Genomic DNA, 18,049 nt, shown 5'->3' on the forward strand with positions numbered 1-18,049 from the left:
AGCAGCCCCGCGTATGTATGCAGCAATGGCTCCTTCGGTCATTGCTGTTTTTCCATTTATGTTGGCTTGAGAGGTGCTGATAAAGCATGGTGCATGATACGATTGCAGCGATCTCTACTGCGGTAGGGGAAGGCGGAATTGCGATTATCCGGGTAAGCGGCCCGCAAGCCATAAGCGGGATCGACCCGATTTTTAAGTCGAAAATAAGTCTAAAAGACGCCGATACGCATACGGTGCATTACGGGCATATCATAGATCCGTCCTCCGGCGAGAAGGTGGAGGAAGTGCTGGTCACTTTAATGAGAGGGCCGCGTTCGTTCACGGCCGAGGATGTCGTGGAGATTAACGCGCATGGCGGCGTGATCGCCGTGAAGAAGGTGCTGGATGTTGTCCTGCAGCAGGATGGGATTCGAACGGCGGAGCCAGGCGAATTTACGAAGCGCGCTTTCTTGAACGGCCGCATCGATCTGATGCAGGCGGAGGCGGTTATCGATTTGATCCGTTCCAAGTCGGACCGCGCGTTCTCCGTCGCGAGAAAGCAGGCTGAAGGGGCGTTATCGAAGCGGATTAAAGCGCTGCGCCAAACGGTGATCGAGCTGCTTGCGCATATTGAGGTCAATATCGATTATCCGGAGCATGATGTCGAAGAGATGACGAGTGCGTATATTCGCGAGCAGTGCCAGTCCGCCATTGCGGAAATCGATAAGCTGCTAAAAACGGCGAATGAAGGCAAAATATTGCGGGAAGGCATTATGACAGCCATTGTCGGCCGCCCGAATGTAGGCAAATCGTCTCTTATGAATATGTTAACGCAGGAGAACAAAGCGATCGTGACGGATATTCCCGGCACGACGCGGGACGTCATTGAGCAATTCGTGACGCTGAACGGTATTCCGCTGCGGCTGCTCGATACGGCAGGCATTCGCGAAACAAGCGATGTGGTGGAGCGGATCGGCGTGGAACGGTCTAAGGATGCGCTGCAGGATGCCGATTTGATCTTGTTCGTGTTGAACTATAATGAACCGCTGGGCGAGGAAGACCGGCAGCTGCTGGAGCAGCTGAAGGACCGTTCGGTGATCGTTATTATTAACAAAATGGATCTTCCGGCCCGGTTGGATTTGGAAGAAGTCAAGCGGTTCGTGTCGAAGGACTCTATCGTAAAAATGTCGGTGCTGCAGGAGCAAGGACTCGATGCGCTGGAATCGACAATTAGCGAGATGTTTTTCGAGGGGCAGCTGGAGGCTAACGACCTGACTTATGTCAGCAATGTTAGACATATTTCGCTGCTGAAGAGGGCAAGGCAATCGCTTACCGACGCGATTGAAGCGACGCACGCCGGCATTCCGATTGATGTAATTCAGATTGATGCAAGATCAGCGTGGGAGTCCCTTGGCGAAATTTTAGGGGATGAAGCGGGAGATTCGTTGATAGACCAAATATTTTCACAGTTCTGTCTTGGAAAGTAGGGATATGGAATGGGATATGTGGCTGGTGAATTTGATGTCATCGTTATTGGAGCGGGTCACGCAGGCTGCGAAGCCGCGCTTGCTTCAGCCAGAATGGGCTGCGAGACGCTGCTCTTGACGATTAACTTGGATATGGTGGCGTTTATGCCTTGCAATCCGTCGATCGGCGGACCGGCGAAAGGCCATGTCGTACGCGAAATTGACGCGCTTGGCGGGGAAATGGGGCGCAACATAGATAAGACGTTTATCCAAATGCGGATGCTTAATACGGGTAAAGGACCGGCCGTTCACGCGCTGCGCGCGCAAGCGGATAAGTTCTCTTATCAGCATATTATGAAGAAAACGATCGAGGAGACGCCTAATCTGACTTTGCGTCAGGGGATGGCGGAGGAGTTGATCGTAGAGGACGGCAAATGCGTCGGTATCGTGACCAAGACGGGAGCGGAATATCGCGCCAAGGCTGTCGTGGTGACGACGGGAACGTATTTGCGCGGCAAAATTATTATGGGCGAGCTCATGTACGAGAGCGGACCGAACAACCAGCAGCCGTCTGTCCGGTTGTCCGCATCCCTTAAAGAGCACGGCCTCGAGCTGATCCGCTTTAAAACGGGTACTCCGCCGCGCGTGCATAAGGATACGATTGATTTCTCCAAAACGGAGATTCAGCCGGGCGACGAGAAGCCGAAGTTCTTCTCTTACGAAACCGAGTCTTCGGATAATGAGCAGCTGCCTTGCTGGCTGACGTATACGTCGGAGAAGACGCATCAGATTATTAACGATAACCTGCACCGCGCGCCGATGTTCTCCGGAGCGATCGAAGGGACGGGTCCGCGTTATTGCCCGTCGATCGAGGATAAAATCGTCCGCTTCGCGGATAAGCCGAAGCATCAAATTTTCCTGGAGCCGGAAGGCAAAAACACATCCGAATATTACGTGCAAGGATTGTCCACAAGCATGCCGGAGGACGTCCAACTCGATATTTTACGTTCAATTCCAGGATTGGAAAAAGTTGAGATGATGCGTACAGGCTACGCGATTGAATATGATGCAGTTATCCCCACCCAGCTGTGGCCGTCCTTGGAGACGAAGAAGATCGACAGCTTATTCACAGCTGGACAAATTAACGGCACCTCGGGCTACGAAGAGGCAGCGGGACAAGGCATTATGGCCGGTATCAATGCGGCGCGTAAAGTGCAGGGCAAAGAGCCGGTCATTATCGGGCGTTCCCAAGGCTATATCGGGGTAATGATTGATGATCTCGTAACGAAAGGAACGAATGACCCGTACCGGCTGCTGACATCCCGCGCGGAATACCGGTTGCTGCTCCGCCATGACAATGCGGATCTTCGCCTTACGCCGATTGGTTATGAGATCGGATTGATTCCAGAGGAACGTTACCAGCGCTTCCTGCGTAAGAAAGAGCTGGTGGAGATGGAGGTAGAGCGGCTAAGCACGACGAAGATCAAGCCTGACGATGTAGCGGAGATGCTGGCGTCCGCAGGATCCGCACCGCTTACGCAGGGCGGAGATATTTTGTCATTGCTGAGAAGACCGGAAGTGACGTATGCGCATCTTGAATCGGTTTCGCCTTCTCCTTTTGAATTGACGGACGAGATGAAGGAACAGGTCGAAATTCAAATCAAGTATGCGGGCTATATAGAAAAGCAGCTGCTGCAGGTAGAGCGTCTGAATAAGATGGAGAAGAAGCTTATCCCGGACGATATTAATTATGCAGAAGTAAACGGGCTTGCTTCCGAAGCGAAGCAGAAGCTTAGTGTCATTCGTCCGCTGTCGATTGGCCAGGCATCTCGTGTTGCCGGCGTTACGCCTGCTGATATTTCAATCCTGCTCGTGTATTTGGAGCATTATAACCGCGTGAAGGCGGCAAGAGGATAGAGGATGGATAAGACGACGCAATGGTTTGTTGCCGCGCTGGAGGAGAAAGGGATTTCTCTTTCTCCCCGCCAGCTCGAGCAATTCGAGACGTATTTCACGATGCTGGTTGATTGGAACGATAGAATGAATTTGACGGGAATTACCGAACGTGACGCTGTCTATGAGAAGCATTTTTACGATTCGGTTTCTCTCTCCTTCTTTGTAGACCTTAACCAAGTTGGCAGCATCGCTGATATTGGCTCTGGAGCGGGCTTTCCAAGCATTCCGCTTAAAATTTGTTTCCCTCACCTTAAGGTACTTATCGTAGATTCCTTAAATAAGCGAATCGGTTTTCTAAAGGCGCTTTCTGAGGCGCTCGGCCTGGAACAGGTTGAATGCGTTCATGGCCGCGCGGAGGATATTGCAAGAATGCCGGAATATAGAGACCGGTTCGATTTGGCGACTGCTCGAGCGGTTGCCAGATTAAATGTATTGAATGAGTTTTGCTTACCTTTTGTGAAGCCGGGCGGTTTCTTCGCGGCAATGAAGGGCTCTCAGTCTGATGAAGAGGTGAAGGAGGCTGCAGTTAGCCTGCGCGAGCTGAAAGGACGTTTGAAATCCGAGTTTGGATTCAGCCTGCCACATGAGCAAGCGGAACGTCACATTGTACTCGTTGAGAAGAAAGAACCGACGCCGCGCAAATATCCAAGAAAAGCAGGTACACCTTTGAAGCAGCCTTTGATTTAATACGTAAAAGGTAAAATGTTTCACGTGAAACATTTATATCGTCAGTTTATGGATGATGCCGGTAGTGCCAGAACGATTTGCCGATCTAGGATTAAGGCAGAGTGATGGACAAGCTCCTGACTTTGAGAGGTTTTTGACAGAAAATCAGCTCAATCCAAAGGAAGACGTTTCCGAGCCTTCATTGTTTAAACGAAAAGATCTATTGTCAGGACTTGTCTAAAAAGCTTAAGCGGCAATACTTTAAGCAAGTTGTGACAAAATTTTGTTTGGAAATATATTTAAAGTGAAAATCGCGCATCAAATCACTCTGTCAAGCAGGAGATTACTCGAAGAGAGTCGAATTTAACTATTTGACGGAATTTCCTCTCAACAATGAGCGGGTCTTTCTCTTCGAAACATACCTAAGTGTCGATGCTATGCTACATAAGTATGTGCGGCTTAGGATATACCACATAAGACTTTATAGGCTTCCGGACAGACGGAACGCTAATCTCTTATTGGCGATAATACCTGCCTCTATGCTTGCGAATCGAGTTTGTTACGCGAATTCATTCGATAGAGGTTTACTCATCACATAATTGGGTGGTAGTAATCGATATGAAAGAACAATTCTCTCGTTTGTTCGGTTTGAGTGAACAACGCTCGGGTCAAGAAGAAGTGAGACAAATACCGGTTGGCGACATTGATACGAGTCCTTTTCAGCCTCGTACGGTGTTCGATGATGAACGGATAGACGAGCTGTGTCAGACTATTAAGACACATGGCGTCATCCAACCGATCGTTGTTCGTGTCCGCAATAATCGGTATGAGATTATTGCAGGGGAGAGACGTTGGCGCGCAGTCACGAAGCTTGGATATGAAACCATTCCGGCGATTGTGCGTGAATTCAATGATTCGCAGACAGCCTCCATCGCTCTAATAGAGAATCTTCAGCGGGAAGGTCTAACTGCCGTTGAAGAAGCGGTCGCTTATCAGAAGCTGATCGAGCTCCATCATTTAACGCAGGAGAGTCTTGCACAGCGTCTGGGCAAAAGTCAGTCAACGATTGCGAATAAACTTCGTTTGCTTGCGCTGCCGGAATCGGTCAAGCTTGCTCTAATGGAACGTAAAATAACGGAACGTCATGCGCGCGCTCTGCTTTCGCTTGATTCCGAGGAGCTTCAATTGAAGGTTCTTGAGGAAATTTTGACGAAAGAATTGAATGTGAAGCAGACAGAGGTCCGCATTGCTTTTCTGAAGGAAGCGGCAAAAGCAAAAAAAGTGAAACGCATCTCGTTTACCAAAGATGTACGTTTGGCATTAAATACGATTAGACAATCGATCGAAATGGTGTCCGGCTCTGGTCTTCAAATTAAGACAAATGAGAAGGATCATGAGGATCATTACGAAATCGTCATTCAAATTCCAAAACGTTAACCCTTATTGACCTCATTAAACTTCATTTTCATCCATTCCAAGTGCCGCCTTCACTGAAGGCGGCGATGCCATTTGTACAAAAGTTTCACTTATGAGGTGAGTTAGATTGTCGAAAATTATTGCAATTGCCAATCAGAAAGGCGGTGTCGGTAAAACGACCACGTCTGTTAACTTAGCGGCGTGTCTCGCGTCTCTGGGCAAAAAAGTGCTGCTTGTTGATATCGATCCGCAAGGGAATACGACGAGCGGCTTGGGCATAAATAAAGCAGATGTTTCGAATTGTATTTATGATGTTCTAATTAATGAAGTCCATCCGAACGAAGCGATGGTTGAAACGAGTGTGCCAGGCCTTAAAGTGATTCCTGCCACCATTCAGCTGGCTGGCGCGGAAATTGAATTGGTTCCGACCATATCACGCGAGCTTCGTTTGAAAAAGTCTCTTCATATGGTTAAAAACCAATTCGATTATATTTTGATTGATTGTCCGCCTTCTCTCGGCATTTTAACAATCAATTCTTTGACTGCTGCAGATTCCGTCCTAATCCCCATCCAATGCGAATATTATGCTTTGGAAGGCTTAAGCCAATTGTTAAACACGGTTCGTCTGGTGCAGAAGCACCTGAACACAACGTTGCAAATTGAGGGAGTCCTGCTGACGATGCTTGATGCGAGGACCAACCTTGGCATACAGGTTATTGAGGAAGTAAAGAAATATTTTCAACAGAAGGTTTATCAAACGATTATTCCCCGTAATGTGCGGTTAAGCGAAGCGCCATCCCACGGGCAGGCTATTATCACATACGATCCAAGGTCGAAGGGTGCAGAAGTTTATCTAGAACTTGCGAAGGAAGTGATCATGTATGAGCAAGCGGCTAGGTAGAGGACTTGACGCATTAATTCCATCGTTGTCTGTTAACGATGATGATAAGGTCATTGAAGTTCCTCTAACACAGCTACGGCCCAACCCGTATCAACCGCGTAAAACATTTGATGAAGACTCCATCAAAGAATTGGCAGAATCCATTAAGCAGCATGGCGTCATTCAGCCTATTATCGTAAGAACGGTGCTAAAGGGTTACGAAATTATTGCGGGCGAGCGACGCTTCCGTGCTTCGCAATATTGCGGCAACACAACGATTCCGGCAGTTGTGCGAACCTTTTCCGACCAACAGGTCATGGAAATTGCTCTAATTGAAAACTTACAGCGTGAAGATTTGAATGCATTAGAAGTTGCAATCGCCTATCAAGCGTTAATGGATAAGTTCAATCTTACGCAGGAAGAGTTAAGCTTGAAGGTGGGGAAATCCCGTTCACACATCGCTAACTTCGTAAGACTGCTAAGCTTGCCTGCTGAGATCAAGGAATATGTTTCACGTGGAACAATTTCGATGGGACATGCAAGAGCGCTTGCGGGCATTAAGGAGCAATCCGTTCAGAAGGAGCTGGCGGAACAAACGGTTAGCCAAGAGTGGAGTGTACGTGAGCTGGAAGATGCCATTCAGAAGCTTGATACGAGGCAGGTTCCGGAGCAAAAAACACAGAAACAAAAGAAAAGAGATCCATATATCGAATCGTTAGAGGAAACGCTGCGCGAGCGTTTCAAAACGACAGTAAAAATAAAGCAGCAGAAGGATAAAGGGAAAATCGAGCTACAATACTATAATAAGCAAGACTTGGAGCGCTTGTTGGAGCTGCTTCAGAGGCTGGCTTAGAACAGGGTAAAGCAGTGGCATATCGAAGTTGTAATCTTTCCCATGAAGGATTAAACTAAGATATGCCATTATTGTTTAGGTGGAAAATTGAAAAAAATAAGCAGTGTAGTTGGGATGGAGATTGGGGAGGGAGTAAGGGTGATGGCAGAGAGAACATTGATTTATTTGGACCATGCAGCCACTTCATGGCCGAAGCCCCCAGAGGTTACGGATGCAGTTATGAAAGCCATGCTTCATGACGCGGCGAATCCTGGGAGAGGCAGTCATGCGATGGCCGTAAGAGCGAGCCGGATCTTATTTGATACGCGAAAACAGCTTGCGAAGCTGTTTAATATAAGAAACCCTAATGACATCGCATTTACCTCGAATACAACAATGGCGCTGAATATGGCGATCAAAGGTTTCGTAAAACCCGGCGACCATGTCATTGCGACTAGCGTTGAACATAACTCCGTTCGACGACCTCTCCATTACCTGGAACAGCAGATGAAGCTAGAAGTTACCTACATGGAGTCTGATACGACGGGTAGAATAAGGGTGGAAGCGATTGAGGATGCCATTCAGCCCAATACTTCGCTTATGATTGTCAATCACAGTTCGAATCTGCTGGGAACGATTCTGCCAGTAGCTGATATCGGTGCAATTGCAAAAAAACACGGCGTTAAGCTGCTGGTTGATGCAGCTCAGAGCGCCGGAATCCTGCCGGTGGATGTTCAGGCAATGGGAATCCACATGCTTGCTTTTCCAGGCCATAAAGGTCTTCTTGGACCGCAAGGCACAGGAGGGCTCTATATTGCCCCAGAGCTTGAGTTAGAGCCGCTGCTGCACGGAGGGACGGGGAGCCAGTCTGAGGCGCCGCATCAGCCTCTCGTTCGCCCTGACCGATACGAAGCAGGAACGCAAAATACACCTGGCTTAGCGGGCTTGCAGGCTGGTGTCAGACATGTTCTGAGTGAAACTGTCGAGCGGATCTACGCCCATGAATGGGAGCTGACCCAACGGCTAATCGAAGGGCTGAATGGGGTGGAAGGTATTCATGTAATGGGTCCTTCATTAGGGGAAGCGAGAACAGGCATCGTTGCATTTTATTTAGATGGAATTGATCCTTCAGAGTTGTCGTTTATTCTGGATCAGCATTATCACATTGCGGTTAGGGCAGGGTTTCATTGCACGCCGCTTGCGCATGCTGCCGCGGGAACTTCTTCAACAGGAGCAGTACGGGCAAGCGTGGGGTATTCTACAACAGTCGATGAAGTCGATGCATGCATTCAAGCTGTAAAAGAGATTAGAGAGCAATATCGCATATAGGGGATGGGTCAGAAATGGACGAATGGTACTTGGAACCGGTATTTATGATTACCGTTGGAATTGCTGCTGTTGTTATACTGCTTATCATTTGGTTATCGGTTCTAGGTTCAAGGTTGAAAAAGCTTAGGAAGCAATATGTCGCCGTAATGGGGAATACAGGCGTAACAAATATCGAAGATGTTGTCGTTGAAATGAAGAACATGCTTCAGTCACAGAGGGAGCAGATCGAATCTCTGCAAAATCAGCTCAAATCGGTACAGCAAGCCGTGCCGAAAATGAAAAGTAAGCTCGGTATTATCCGTTATAATGCATTTTCCGATTCGGGCAGCGACTTGAGCTTTTCCCTTGCCATTGTGAATGAAGAGAAGGACGGCGCTGTATTCTCGGGCTTGCATAGCCGTGATAACTCTTACGTCTATGCGAAGCCTCTCGAAAAGGGCGAATCCAACTATACGCTGACGCCGGAAGAACGAAAGGCGATTGAAGCGGCCAAATAATAACCGAACGCAAATTATGAGAGATCAGCGGCTGCCGTTTGATCGCGGACGGAAGATGGAATATGCATGTGATTCGCAATGGCCGTAAATAGGCTGATCGCAATAATGTCGGACATGCGCATAACCAGGTGTAATCGTGTATTTTGCAGGACGAAATACTCCATAAAACCGCCGACGTTCACAATGCCGGTCACATGAATATCGCCAACGGGAGGAAGCTCTTTGTTAACGCCGGCGCCTGGTCTAACCGGTCCTTCGCCGACTTGAATACAGCCGACGCTGGACACTTGGCCTAAACATGCGTCAATGCCGATGATGAAAGGATGTGCGAACTTGCGGTTAATTTCCGCAAGCGTTTCTTCCAAATTCATCGCATGAACGGGCTCCTCCAGCGTGCCATAAAGATGAAAGTGCTGACTCCTATACTTCAGTAAGGCAGTGCCGATGAGCGGGCCGAGCGCATCTCCGGTTGAACGGTCTGTTCCGATGCAGACGATGACGATCGGGCGATTCTTAGGAACCTCCATCAGGAAGCCGGACAAACGGTTAACCAATAAGCCGACAATGTTAGAGGACGTATAAGGTACTTTAAATGGCGCATCCTTCATAAATGGTAGTTTCATAGAATCCCTCCCGCAACGCTTATATGATACTAGTATATGGATGGGACAACCATTTTATACGTAGAGGCATCATGGAAATATGGAAAGGAAGAGACATGGCCGATGATGCTTATTGCATTTGATTCGACGCAGCAGGCCCTTCGGGCGGAGATGCTGCTGGAATACGCGGAGATTGAGATAGACATCTGTCCGACTCCGAAAGAAATAACGGCAGGCTGCGCGCTGTCGATTCATTTTCCGGAGGATGATCTGAATATGGTAAAGCAGGTCATTGAGCAGGAGTCCGTGGAAATAAGGGGGATCTTCAAACCAAGTTCGAACGGCTACGACGAAGTCGAGCTTTAACTTCGCTGTAAATGGAGATGATGGATGATGGAGGAATGGTATAATAACCTGAAGACGCAGTTTAAGACCGGGGATTTATGGAATGAAATCGGTTTTACCCTGTTGCGGATCATGATCATACTGGTCATATGCCGGCTCATTATGTGGGTGCTGCATAAGACCATTGACCGTATCGTGCTGGAGAGGGCCAACAAGCATTCCGCCAATCAAGCACGGCGAATGACGACAGTCGGCAAGCTCTTAAAGAACGTCATAACGTACATGATTTATTTTATCTCGTTTATGTTGATTTTATCGGAATTCGGCATTGATCTAGGACCGCTGCTTGCCGGTGCGGGAGTCGTCGGGATCGCCATCGGTTTTGGCGCGCAGAGCCTGGTGAAGGATATCCTCACCGGATTCTTTATTATTCTCGAGGACCAATTCGCGGTGGGTGATGTTATACAGATCGGGCAATTTAAAGGCACCGTTGAAGTCATCGGGCTTCGTACCACGAAGATCTTAAGCTGGACGGGGGAAGTACATATTGTGCCGAACGGGATGATCAATGAGGTTACGAACTTTTCGGTTAACAACTCGCTTGCGGTTGTCGATGTGATGGTGGCGTATGAAGCCGATGTGGAAAAAGCGATGGGCATAATTACACACACGATGAAGGAGCTGCAGCACGACGATCTCGTGAAGGAGCCGGAGGTGCTGGGCGTGCAGCTGATGTCGGCTACGGCTGTTACGATCCGTGTCATCGCCGAATGTAGGCCGAATACACACCACGCGATTGCGAGATTAATGAATAAAGAAATGAAGGAGGCCTTCGATCGGAACGGGATCGAAATTCCGTATCCGAGGATGGTGACATATCAACGAGGCTTCAAGGAGGGGTAGAGGATGGAACGGAAATCGTTTGAGCTTGGGGATATCGTGCAAATGAAGAAACAGCACCCCTGTGGAACAAATGAGATGGAAATTATCCGCATGGGGATGGATATTCGCATTAAGTGTGTAGGCTGCAAGCACAGCGTTCTTATACCGCGGGCGAAGTTCGAGAAAAACATGAAAAAGGTGCTTCGTTCCAAAGCCAGCGAGGAAGGGCAGCAGGAAGAACAAGGAACCTAAAAAAATGTACAGGTTTACAAATTAAGTACTTGCAAAAGTACAGGCCTTATGATATATTATTTATTACATGCGGAGAGGTACCCAAGAGGCCCAAGGGGGCTGACTCGAAATCAGCTAGGCGTGTCAAAGCGTGCGTGGGTTCGAATCCCACCCTCTCCGCCATAACTTATACCATGAACAGCGATCTCATATGAGGTCGCTTTTTTAATTTTTACAGATGGCTAGTGACCTGTGATGGGCCTCTTGATGCGTTTGAATTGATACGCATCAAGAGGCTTTTTTTATTGATAGAAGAAGGGACCACTGCGGGATCGAATGTTCGTAAAATGCAAAGTTGCAGGTATCCCCTTAATAGATGATCCAGCTCTGATCAGTAGAATCAGCAGAAGAGGGGACAGGAAACAAAACCCAATAAAAGTGGAATTATTCCCAACGATCGTCCCCTTACGAGCAATTACTTCCAAAACTATACTGTAAATGTTAGCGGTTTCATCTATTAAAAGGAGGACAAGGAAAATGAAACGCTTTATTTCCACAGTTTTATCAGTCTTCATGTTGGCTTCCGTTGTTGCAGCGTGCAGCGGCGGTAACTCGGCCGGCACCACTAACAACACGAACAACACAAACACGAATACCGAAAGCGCAAGTCCAGGCAATTCGGGGGGAAGCAGCACAGAGAAAATTAAAATTAATCTGTGGGCGTTTACGGATGAGATTCCGAACATGACAACCAAGTATCTGGAGCTCCATCCTGAAGCAAATGTCGAGTTCAATACGACGGTCATCGCGACTACCGACGGCGCGTACCAGCCGGCGCTTGACCAGGCGTTAGCAGGCGGCGGCAAAGATGCTCCGGACATCTTTACGGCTGAAGCGGCGTTTGTCCTGAAGTACACACAAGGTGACGCATCCAGCTTTGCAGCCAATTATGCGGATCTGGGTCTCACAGATGATAAGGTGAAGGCTGCTGAGATTGCCCAGTATACTGTCGACATCGGCAGCAAGGATGGTCAACTGAAGGGTCTTGCTTATCAAGCGACCGGCGGAGCTTTCATTTATCGTCGTTCCATTGCCAAGGACGTATTCGGCACAGATGATCCTGCGACGATCAAAAACGAAGTCGGACCTGGCTGGGATAAGTTCTTCGCGGCGGCCGAAAAGCTGAAAGCTAAGGGTTACGGTATCGTATCCGGCGACGGCGATATTTGGCACGCGATCGAGAACAGCTCCGATAAGGGCTGGATTGTAGACGGCAAGCTGCATATCGATCCGAAGCGCGAGGCGTTCCTTGACCAATCCAAAAAGCTGAAAGACAACGACTATCACAACGATACGCAAGACTGGCAGGAAGCTTGGTTCGCTGACATGTCTGGTACGGGCGCTAAACCAATCTTTGGCTTCTTCGGCCCTGCATGGCTCATTAACTACACGATGAAAGACAATGTAAAAGATACATTCGGCGACTGGGCGATTACGGAACCGCCAACCGGCTTCTTCTGGGGCGGCACGTGGCTGCTTGCGAACAAAGAGGTTACGAAAGACGAAGCGAAAAAGAAAGCGGTTGCTGATTTTATCGAGTGGTTAACGCTGGATACTTCCGAGACAGGTCTCCAATATCTATGGGCGAACGGCATCATGAAGGAAGGCGAGCAAGGCACGAAAGACGCCGTTGCATCCGCTGTTGTAATGGCGAAGTCCAATGGCGAAGTGCCGCTGCTGGGCGGACAAAATATGTTCGACGTATTTGTTCCGGCGAATGAAAACGCTACTGGCAAAAACCTCACCCAGTATGACGAAACGATCAACAGACTATGGCGCGACCAAGTGCGCGAGTACACGGCCGGCAACAAGAGCCGCGATCAAGCGCTTGCCGACTTCAAACAGCAGGTGAAGGATCAGCTGCAAATCGATAGCGAGTAATGAAAGCGGGTAAGGGGCGGGTACAATGCCTGCCCCTTTCACATATCTCTAATGGATTGGAGGGGTTCGAGCTATGCGCCGCAAGGGCCGCAAGGGTGTCAGTTACGCGAAGTACGGCTATCTGTTCAGCCTTCCTTTTATCATTGCCTTTCTAATTTTTTCATTGTATCCGACGTTGTATACCGCGTTTATCGGCTTTACGAATATGAAGGGACTTATCCATGGTCCGGTTGAAATATTAGACAATCCTTTTAAAAACTTCATTGATCTTCTCACTGACAACCCTACGTTCAGAAAATCGCTTGTGAACACCGGGCTAATTTGGATTCTGAACTTTGTTCCTCAAATCCTGCTCGCGCTGTTATTGGCGGCTTGGTTCACCAATCAGCGCCTTAAAATACGGGGACAGGGGACATTTAAGGTTCTGCTCTATATGCCGAATATTATCACGGCGGGTACGATCGCTGTGCTTTTTAATGCTTTATTTTCGTATCCGATGGGTCCTGTGAACAGCTTTTTGGAGATGATGGGGTGGATTGACGAACCGGTCTTCTTCCTTCAGGATAGTTCAACAGCACAGGGACTCGTCGCGTTTATCCAGTTCTGGATGTGGTACGGGAACACGATGATCGTCCTTATTGCAGGTATTGCAGGCATCAACCCCGCGCTATTCGAGTCTGCACAGATTGACGGTGCGAATGGGTTCCAAATCTTCATGCGCATTACGCTGCCAAGTCTTCGAACGATTATGCTGTTCGTGCTTATTACGTCGATGATCGGCGGCTTGCAAATGTTCGATATCCCGCAGTTATTCCTCTTGGGCGGACCGGATAACGCGACGCTCACGACATCGGTGTTTATCTACAGGCAAGCGTTCAGCGGCAGCTATTTGTACAACAGTGCGGCGGCGGCCAGCATGATCATGTTCGTGATTGCGGCAGTATTAGCGGCCATTCTGTTCTATGTCATGCGTGACCGCGACGCTGCTAGGCTTAGAAAAGCACAGAAGCAAATGTTGAAATCCGCGAGAGCGGGCCAGACGATGGAAAGGGGGATGTAACGATGAACACGATAAAAGAAAGCTCGAAAGCCTCCCTTACCGTCAATCGAACGATTGCTTACATCGTCTGTATTTTGCTCGCGCTGCTAAGCATATTGCCATTCTGGGTGATGTTCGTCAACGCGACACGCTCAACGCCGGAAATTCAAGCGGGCATTTCCCTGCTGCCATCGTCCCATTTGATGACGAATCTGGATGTGCTGCTGAGCAAAAGCTTTGATCCGATTCGGGGTTTCATTAACTCGTTTATTGTCTCGGGCTCTACGACGATTCTGGCTGTCTATTTCTCATCCTTGACTGCCTATGCGATCGTAGCCTATAACTGGAAAATGCGACAGCCCTTCTTCACCTTCATCATGGCTGTAATGTTGATTCCAACTCAAGCAAGCGCGATCGGTTTCTATCAGTTCATGTATCAGCTCGAATGGACGAATAGCTTCCTGCCGCTCATACTGCCTGCGATCGCGTCGCCGGCCATCGTGTTCTTCATGCGGCAGTATTTGCTCGGAACTCTGTCCATGGAGATGGTGGAGGCGTCCCGCATTGACGGAGCCGGTGAATTCTTCACCTTCAACCGCATCGTATTGCCGATTATGCTGCCGGCTATGGCGGTGCAGGCGATCTTCACCTTTGTGGGAAGCTGGAATAACCTGTTCATGCCGCTTATTCTCCTTACTCAAAAGGAGAACTATACGCTGCCGATCATGGTCAGCTTGCTGAGAGGGGATATATACAGGACGGAGTTCGGTTCGATTTATTTGGGTCTGTCACTAACTATTTTGCCGCTCATTGTGGTGTACTTCCTGTTGTCGAGGTATATCATCTCAGGTGTTGCTCTTGGCGGAATAAAAGAATAAATAACGAAAAGCGATCTCGGTTGAGGTCGCTTTTTTCACTGGAATAAGAGAAGAGGACTCTTGCGAGTCCTCTTCCTTGACGGTGTTCTGGATTGGTATTCGTATTCTCGCACTTACTTCAGAAACAATTGAGATGACTCTCGCGTTTCCTTGCGGTGTTACCTAAAGATTTCTTTAGCACAACGCCTCGCTTTACATGAAGTGGATGAAATACTATCTGATCCTTGTCCCAATAGGTCCAATGGAACCACACCTCTCTTCCACCGTCACCTATAGATTGGCCGTTTTACGAAATGTTTATACAGGAGTGCGAAAAAAATTATTTCGGCATCCGGATCCACTTGCGCTCATGATTCGTGTTTTGCGGGAAACGCTCGCCCTTTCGGAGCTTTACCTTCTTCGGATCCTCGATTCCCATGTGGTAATCGTTGACGCCTGTCTCAATATACGTGCCGCTGTTTGGAGCTCTGTCGCCTTGGTTAAATACTGTCCACTCGCCCATTGCAAAGCACCTCCGGTTCGATTATGGACAAGCAGCGGCATAGGCGCGCTGACTTGCCCACTTGTTAGTATGGCGCATGACGTAACGGGCATAACTGACAGATAACGGATGCGTGCCGGCACTTGTCATGTCATGTATAATTTGATATAGTATTGAGATGCGAGCCTATGCTCGTTCCTTGCTCCGCTTGCGGGGCCGTTAGTCCAAAAGGAGGTGAAACACAATGCGCAAATATGAAGTGATGTACATCATTCGTCCAGACGTAGAGCAAGAAAACGTTCAAGCTCTGGTTGATAAATTTAATGGCATCATCTCCAACGGCGGTGAGGTTACGAAAACTGAAGTAATCGGCAAACGCCGTCTTGCGTATGAGATCAACAAGCTTCGTGATGGGTACTTTGTACTGGTCCATTTCAACGCAACGACTGAAGTTGTGAATGAACTTGACCGTATCATGAAGATTACGGATGAAGTTATCCGTTCGTTGATCGTCAGAGACGTAGCTTAGTCAACGCAAGATTTGTTAGTGGGGAGGTCATGACATGTTGAACCGTGTAATATTGATTGGCAGATTGACGAGGGACCCTGAGCTCCGTTATACGCCTGCTGGAGTTGCGGTAACGCAGTTTACGCTTGCAGTTGACCGTCCGTTTAGCGGCGGTGAAGGACGCGAGCGTGAAGCGGACTTTATTCCAGTGGTCACATGGCGCCAGCTTGCGGAGACGTGTGCCAACTACTTGCGCAAAGGCCGCTTAACGGCGGTTGAAGGACGCATTCAAGTGCGGAACTACGAGAACAACGAGGGCAAGCGTGTGTATGTAACGGAAGTTATTGCAGACAACGTCCGGTTCCTGGAGTCCAATCGCGAAGGCGGAGGACAGCGTGAAGAGGGCGGCGGTTTCAGTGGCGGCGGCAATAGTGGAGGCTACAGCAGTGGAGGAGGCAACTCTTCATACGGCGGTGGCGGCGGGTATGGCGGCAATCGTCCGAATCAATCACGGAACGACAATGATCCGTTCAAGGATGACGGACGCCCGATTGACATCTCCGAAGATGATTTACCATTTTAATTTTCAACGAAAGGATGGATCCCGATGAGCTTCAAGCAAAGAGAAGGCGGCGACGAGCGTCCAGAGCGCAAATTCGGCGGCCGTAAAGGCGGACGTAACAAGCGTCGTAAAGTTTGTTACTTCACTGTGAACAAAATCTCTCACATTGATTATAAAGATACAGACCTGCTCAAGAAGTTTATTAGCGAGCGCGGCAAAATTTTGCCTCGCCGCGTAACGGGCACAAGCGCGAAATACCAACGCTTGCTGACAATCGCGATTAAGCGTTCCCGCCAAATCGCATTGCTGCCTTACACGACTGAATAGTCGTCGTATCAATGATCGGAAAGTACCCGGATGCTCGCTAAGAGTCTCCGGGTCTTTTTGTTAGAGGAGATGAAGTTGTTGCTTCACCAAAGTCCGCAGCCGGCGCTTGCAACAGGAGAGCCCTTGCAGGAATTATCATTTCGCCGAGGCGTTATCGACTGCATTCCGACGCTGCTCGGTTATTTAAGCATTGGATTCGCATGCGGTGTAGTCGGCAAGACGGCAGGGTTGTCCGTCATCGAGATTGCGTTATTGTCCTTATTCCTTTATGCGGGCTCCGCCCAATTTATTGTCGCCGGCATGATAGCGGCCGGAAGTCCGGCGATTCCGATTATCGTCACGATATTGTTCGTAAACCTGCGGCATCTGTTGATGAGCGCGGCGATGGTGCCTTTTTTTCGGCAGTACTCGCTATGGAAAAACGTTGGTCTCGGCGCACAGCTAACGGACGAGACGTTCGGCGTCGCGATCGGCAAGCTGCAGGAAAATCAGAAGCATGCGGATAGGTGGATGCTGGGTCTTAATATGACGGCTCATGCGAATTGGATTGCCGCCAATGTGGCTGGCGCGATCATGGGAGCATGGATTATGGATCCGCAAGCGTTCGGACTCGATTACGCGCTGCCCGCCATGTTCGTAGGGCTGCTAGTGATGCAAGTCGGAAGCCGAAATCCGCTTCGGACGGACTTGATCGTCGCGGCCTGTTCAATCGGCGTATTTATTGGGCTTGCCCATTATATATCCGGCAGTATTGCCATGATTGTCGCGGCTGTTCTCGCCGCTGGATTGGGGGTTCTGATCGAGCATGACAATCGGGACTGAATTTATTTGGATACTGATCGGTACGGCGCTCGTGACGCTCCTGCCCCGAGTGCTGCCGCTTTCGATTCTGAGCCGCGTGCAGATGCCGAGCATCCTGCTGAAGTATTTGCGGCATATCCCGGTTGCGGTTATGGCGGCGCTTCTTGCGCAGGCGCTTCTCACATCCGAAGAAGGCTTTATACCGATTCAAGACAATCCAAGGCTGCTTGCTCTTCTGCCGACGCTTGCGGCGGCGCTGTGGAGCCGCAGCTTGCTCACGACAGTAATCGTCGGGGTTCTATCGATGATGCTGATTCGGCAGTTTTTTGGATAGGTTGGGCTATTGGGATTTCAGGGACCTCCGATGGAGGTTCTTTTTTTGTGCGCGCAGGAATACATACCGATAAATAATAACTTGAGAAACAATGAGG

General features: G+C 49.0%; 21 protein-coding genes and 1 tRNA gene. 20 read left to right on the top strand and 2 right to left on the bottom strand.

Going from position 1 to position 18,049, the window contains the following annotated elements; translation table 11 throughout:
* Positions 1 to 86: 86 nt before the first annotated feature.
* The 8 genes from mnmE (at position 87) to D3P08_RS25670 (ending at position 9,021) form a co-directional block, all read left to right on the top strand.
* Positions 87 to 1,466: a tRNA uridine-5-carboxymethylaminomethyl(34) synthesis GTPase MnmE gene (gene mnmE, locus D3P08_RS25635; protein ID WP_119602979.1), complete on the top strand. Its 1,380-nt coding sequence runs from the start codon at positions 87 to 89 to the stop codon at positions 1,464 to 1,466.
* A gap of 9 nt (positions 1,467 to 1,475) precedes the next feature.
* Positions 1,476 to 3,362, top strand: coding sequence for a tRNA uridine-5-carboxymethylaminomethyl(34) synthesis enzyme MnmG (gene mnmG, locus D3P08_RS25640; RefSeq protein ID WP_119602980.1), 1,887 nt, complete (start codon positions 1,476 to 1,478; stop codon positions 3,360 to 3,362).
* 3 nt (positions 3,363 to 3,365) lie between these two features.
* The gene (rsmG, locus tag D3P08_RS25645) at positions 3,366 to 4,088 is read left to right on the top strand and encodes a 16S rRNA (guanine(527)-N(7))-methyltransferase RsmG (protein ID WP_119602981.1); all 723 of its coding nucleotides are present in this window, start codon (positions 3,366 to 3,368) and stop codon (positions 4,086 to 4,088) included.
* A 597-nt stretch (positions 4,089 to 4,685) separates the two neighbouring features.
* A complete protein-coding gene (gene noc / locus D3P08_RS25650; RefSeq protein ID WP_119602982.1) occupies positions 4,686 to 5,504 on the top strand; it encodes a nucleoid occlusion protein in 819 nt (272 codons plus the stop codon).
* A 106-nt stretch (positions 5,505 to 5,610) separates the two neighbouring features.
* Positions 5,611 to 6,384 (top strand): ParA family protein, encoded by a 774-nt coding sequence (locus D3P08_RS25655; RefSeq protein ID WP_119602983.1) that lies wholly within the window; start codon positions 5,611 to 5,613, stop codon positions 6,382 to 6,384.
* Positions 6,365 to 7,216, top strand: a complete 852-nt coding sequence (locus D3P08_RS25660) for a ParB/RepB/Spo0J family partition protein (protein WP_119602984.1) — start codon at positions 6,365 to 6,367, stop codon at positions 7,214 to 7,216. Before D3P08_RS25655 ends, D3P08_RS25660 begins: the two co-directional genes overlap by 20 nt.
* 141 nt (positions 7,217 to 7,357) lie before the next feature.
* Positions 7,358 to 8,524, top strand: coding sequence for an aminotransferase class V-fold PLP-dependent enzyme (locus D3P08_RS25665; RefSeq protein WP_119602985.1), 1,167 nt, complete (start codon positions 7,358 to 7,360; stop codon positions 8,522 to 8,524).
* A 14-nt stretch (positions 8,525 to 8,538) separates the two neighbouring features.
* Positions 8,539 to 9,021 (top strand): DUF4446 family protein, encoded by a 483-nt coding sequence (locus tag D3P08_RS25670; protein WP_119602986.1) that lies wholly within the window; start codon positions 8,539 to 8,541, stop codon positions 9,019 to 9,021.
* Between the two features lie 14 nt (positions 9,022 to 9,035).
* Here the strand turns inward: D3P08_RS25670 and yyaC are convergent, their stop codons facing one another.
* On the bottom strand, positions 9,036 to 9,644 hold the full coding sequence (gene yyaC, locus D3P08_RS25675; RefSeq protein WP_119602987.1) for a spore protease YyaC: 609 nt from the start codon (positions 9,642 to 9,644) through the stop codon (positions 9,036 to 9,038).
* A gap of 102 nt (positions 9,645 to 9,746) precedes the next feature.
* Here yyaC and D3P08_RS25680 point away from each other — a divergent pair, with 102 nt between their 5' ends.
* From D3P08_RS25680 to D3P08_RS25710, 7 genes are all read left to right on the top strand, one after another.
* On the top strand, positions 9,747 to 9,989 hold the full coding sequence (locus D3P08_RS25680) for a putative Se/S carrier protein (protein ID WP_119602988.1): 243 nt from the start codon (positions 9,747 to 9,749) through the stop codon (positions 9,987 to 9,989).
* A gap of 24 nt (positions 9,990 to 10,013) precedes the next feature.
* Complete coding sequence (locus D3P08_RS25685; RefSeq protein ID WP_119602989.1) at positions 10,014 to 10,871, top strand: mechanosensitive ion channel family protein; 858 nt, start codon at positions 10,014 to 10,016, stop codon at positions 10,869 to 10,871.
* Between the two features lie 3 nt (positions 10,872 to 10,874).
* Complete coding sequence (locus D3P08_RS25690) at positions 10,875 to 11,102, top strand: DUF951 domain-containing protein (protein ID WP_119602990.1); 228 nt, start codon at positions 10,875 to 10,877, stop codon at positions 11,100 to 11,102.
* A gap of 71 nt (positions 11,103 to 11,173) precedes the next feature.
* Positions 11,174 to 11,264, top strand: a tRNA-Ser gene (locus D3P08_RS25695).
* Positions 11,265 to 11,618: 354 nt separating this feature from the next.
* Positions 11,619 to 13,022 (top strand): ABC transporter substrate-binding protein, encoded by a 1,404-nt coding sequence (locus D3P08_RS25700; protein ID WP_119602991.1) that lies wholly within the window; start codon positions 11,619 to 11,621, stop codon positions 13,020 to 13,022.
* A 73-nt stretch (positions 13,023 to 13,095) separates the two neighbouring features.
* A complete protein-coding gene (locus D3P08_RS25705; RefSeq protein ID WP_119602992.1) occupies positions 13,096 to 14,082 on the top strand; it encodes a carbohydrate ABC transporter permease in 987 nt (328 codons plus the stop codon).
* A 2-nt stretch (positions 14,083 to 14,084) separates the two neighbouring features.
* Positions 14,085 to 14,939, top strand: a complete 855-nt coding sequence (locus tag D3P08_RS25710; protein WP_119602993.1) for a carbohydrate ABC transporter permease — start codon at positions 14,085 to 14,087, stop codon at positions 14,937 to 14,939.
* A 319-nt stretch (positions 14,940 to 15,258) separates the two neighbouring features.
* On the opposite strand, the gene D3P08_RS25715 is transcribed toward D3P08_RS25710, so the two are convergent.
* On the bottom strand, positions 15,259 to 15,441 hold the full coding sequence (locus D3P08_RS25715; RefSeq protein ID WP_119602994.1) for a YjzC family protein: 183 nt from the start codon (positions 15,439 to 15,441) through the stop codon (positions 15,259 to 15,261).
* Between the two features lie 223 nt (positions 15,442 to 15,664).
* On the opposite strand from D3P08_RS25715, the gene rpsF reads away from it, so the two are divergent.
* The 5 genes from rpsF to D3P08_RS25740 all read left to right on the top strand — a co-directional run bounded on the left by rpsF (position 15,665) and on the right by D3P08_RS25740 (position 17,952).
* Positions 15,665 to 15,949 carry a 30S ribosomal protein S6 gene (rpsF, locus tag D3P08_RS25720; protein WP_119602995.1) on the top strand — a complete coding sequence of 95 codons (285 nt, stop codon included), beginning with the start codon at positions 15,665 to 15,667 and terminating at the stop codon, positions 15,947 to 15,949.
* Between the two features lie 34 nt (positions 15,950 to 15,983).
* Positions 15,984 to 16,511, top strand: a complete 528-nt coding sequence (gene ssb / locus D3P08_RS25725; RefSeq protein ID WP_119602996.1) for a single-stranded DNA-binding protein — start codon at positions 15,984 to 15,986, stop codon at positions 16,509 to 16,511.
* A 24-nt stretch (positions 16,512 to 16,535) separates the two neighbouring features.
* Positions 16,536 to 16,817: a 30S ribosomal protein S18 gene (gene rpsR, locus D3P08_RS25730; protein WP_119602997.1), complete on the top strand. Its 282-nt coding sequence runs from the start codon at positions 16,536 to 16,538 to the stop codon at positions 16,815 to 16,817.
* Positions 16,818 to 16,895: 78 nt separating this feature from the next.
* Positions 16,896 to 17,639, top strand: a complete 744-nt coding sequence (locus D3P08_RS25735; protein ID WP_240647748.1) for an AzlC family ABC transporter permease — start codon at positions 16,896 to 16,898, stop codon at positions 17,637 to 17,639.
* Entirely contained in the window at positions 17,623 to 17,952 is a 330-nt protein-coding gene (locus D3P08_RS25740) for an AzlD domain-containing protein (protein WP_119602998.1), read from the top strand. Before D3P08_RS25735 ends, D3P08_RS25740 begins: the two co-directional genes overlap by 17 nt.
* Positions 17,953 to 18,049 lie beyond the last annotated feature (97 nt).

This window comes from Paenibacillus nanensis, from assembly GCF_003583765.1.
Taxonomy (GTDB): domain Bacteria; phylum Bacillota; class Bacilli; order Paenibacillales; family Paenibacillaceae; genus Pristimantibacillus; species Pristimantibacillus nanensis.

Coding starts and splice junctions, on each gene's coding strand:
- mnmE (WP_119602979.1), top strand. CDS start 87: ATGGTGCATGATACGATTGCAGCGATCTCTACTGCGGTAGGGGAAGGC.
- mnmG (WP_119602980.1), top strand. CDS start 1,476: ATGGGATATGTGGCTGGTGAATTTGATGTCATCGTTATTGGAGCGGGT.
- rsmG (WP_119602981.1), top strand. CDS start 3,366: ATGGATAAGACGACGCAATGGTTTGTTGCCGCGCTGGAGGAGAAAGGG.
- noc (WP_119602982.1), top strand. CDS start 4,686: ATGAAAGAACAATTCTCTCGTTTGTTCGGTTTGAGTGAACAACGCTCG.
- D3P08_RS25660 (WP_119602984.1), top strand. CDS start 6,365: ATGAGCAAGCGGCTAGGTAGAGGACTTGACGCATTAATTCCATCGTTG.
- D3P08_RS25665 (WP_119602985.1), top strand. CDS start 7,358: ATGGCAGAGAGAACATTGATTTATTTGGACCATGCAGCCACTTCATGG.
- D3P08_RS25670 (WP_119602986.1), top strand. CDS start 8,539: ATGGACGAATGGTACTTGGAACCGGTATTTATGATTACCGTTGGAATT.
- yyaC (WP_119602987.1), bottom strand. CDS start 9,644: ATGAAACTACCATTTATGAAGGATGCGCCATTTAAAGTACCTTATACG.
- D3P08_RS25680 (WP_119602988.1), top strand. CDS start 9,747: ATGATGCTTATTGCATTTGATTCGACGCAGCAGGCCCTTCGGGCGGAG.
- D3P08_RS25685 (WP_119602989.1), top strand. CDS start 10,014: ATGATGGAGGAATGGTATAATAACCTGAAGACGCAGTTTAAGACCGGG.
- D3P08_RS25690 (WP_119602990.1), top strand. CDS start 10,875: ATGGAACGGAAATCGTTTGAGCTTGGGGATATCGTGCAAATGAAGAAA.
- D3P08_RS25700 (WP_119602991.1), top strand. CDS start 11,619: ATGAAACGCTTTATTTCCACAGTTTTATCAGTCTTCATGTTGGCTTCC.
- D3P08_RS25705 (WP_119602992.1), top strand. CDS start 13,096: ATGCGCCGCAAGGGCCGCAAGGGTGTCAGTTACGCGAAGTACGGCTAT.
- D3P08_RS25710 (WP_119602993.1), top strand. CDS start 14,085: ATGAACACGATAAAAGAAAGCTCGAAAGCCTCCCTTACCGTCAATCGA.
- D3P08_RS25715 (WP_119602994.1), bottom strand. CDS start 15,441: ATGGGCGAGTGGACAGTATTTAACCAAGGCGACAGAGCTCCAAACAGC.
- rpsF (WP_119602995.1), top strand. CDS start 15,665: ATGCGCAAATATGAAGTGATGTACATCATTCGTCCAGACGTAGAGCAA.
- ssb (WP_119602996.1), top strand. CDS start 15,984: ATGTTGAACCGTGTAATATTGATTGGCAGATTGACGAGGGACCCTGAG.
- rpsR (WP_119602997.1), top strand. CDS start 16,536: ATGAGCTTCAAGCAAAGAGAAGGCGGCGACGAGCGTCCAGAGCGCAAA.
- D3P08_RS25740 (WP_119602998.1), top strand. CDS start 17,623: ATGACAATCGGGACTGAATTTATTTGGATACTGATCGGTACGGCGCTC.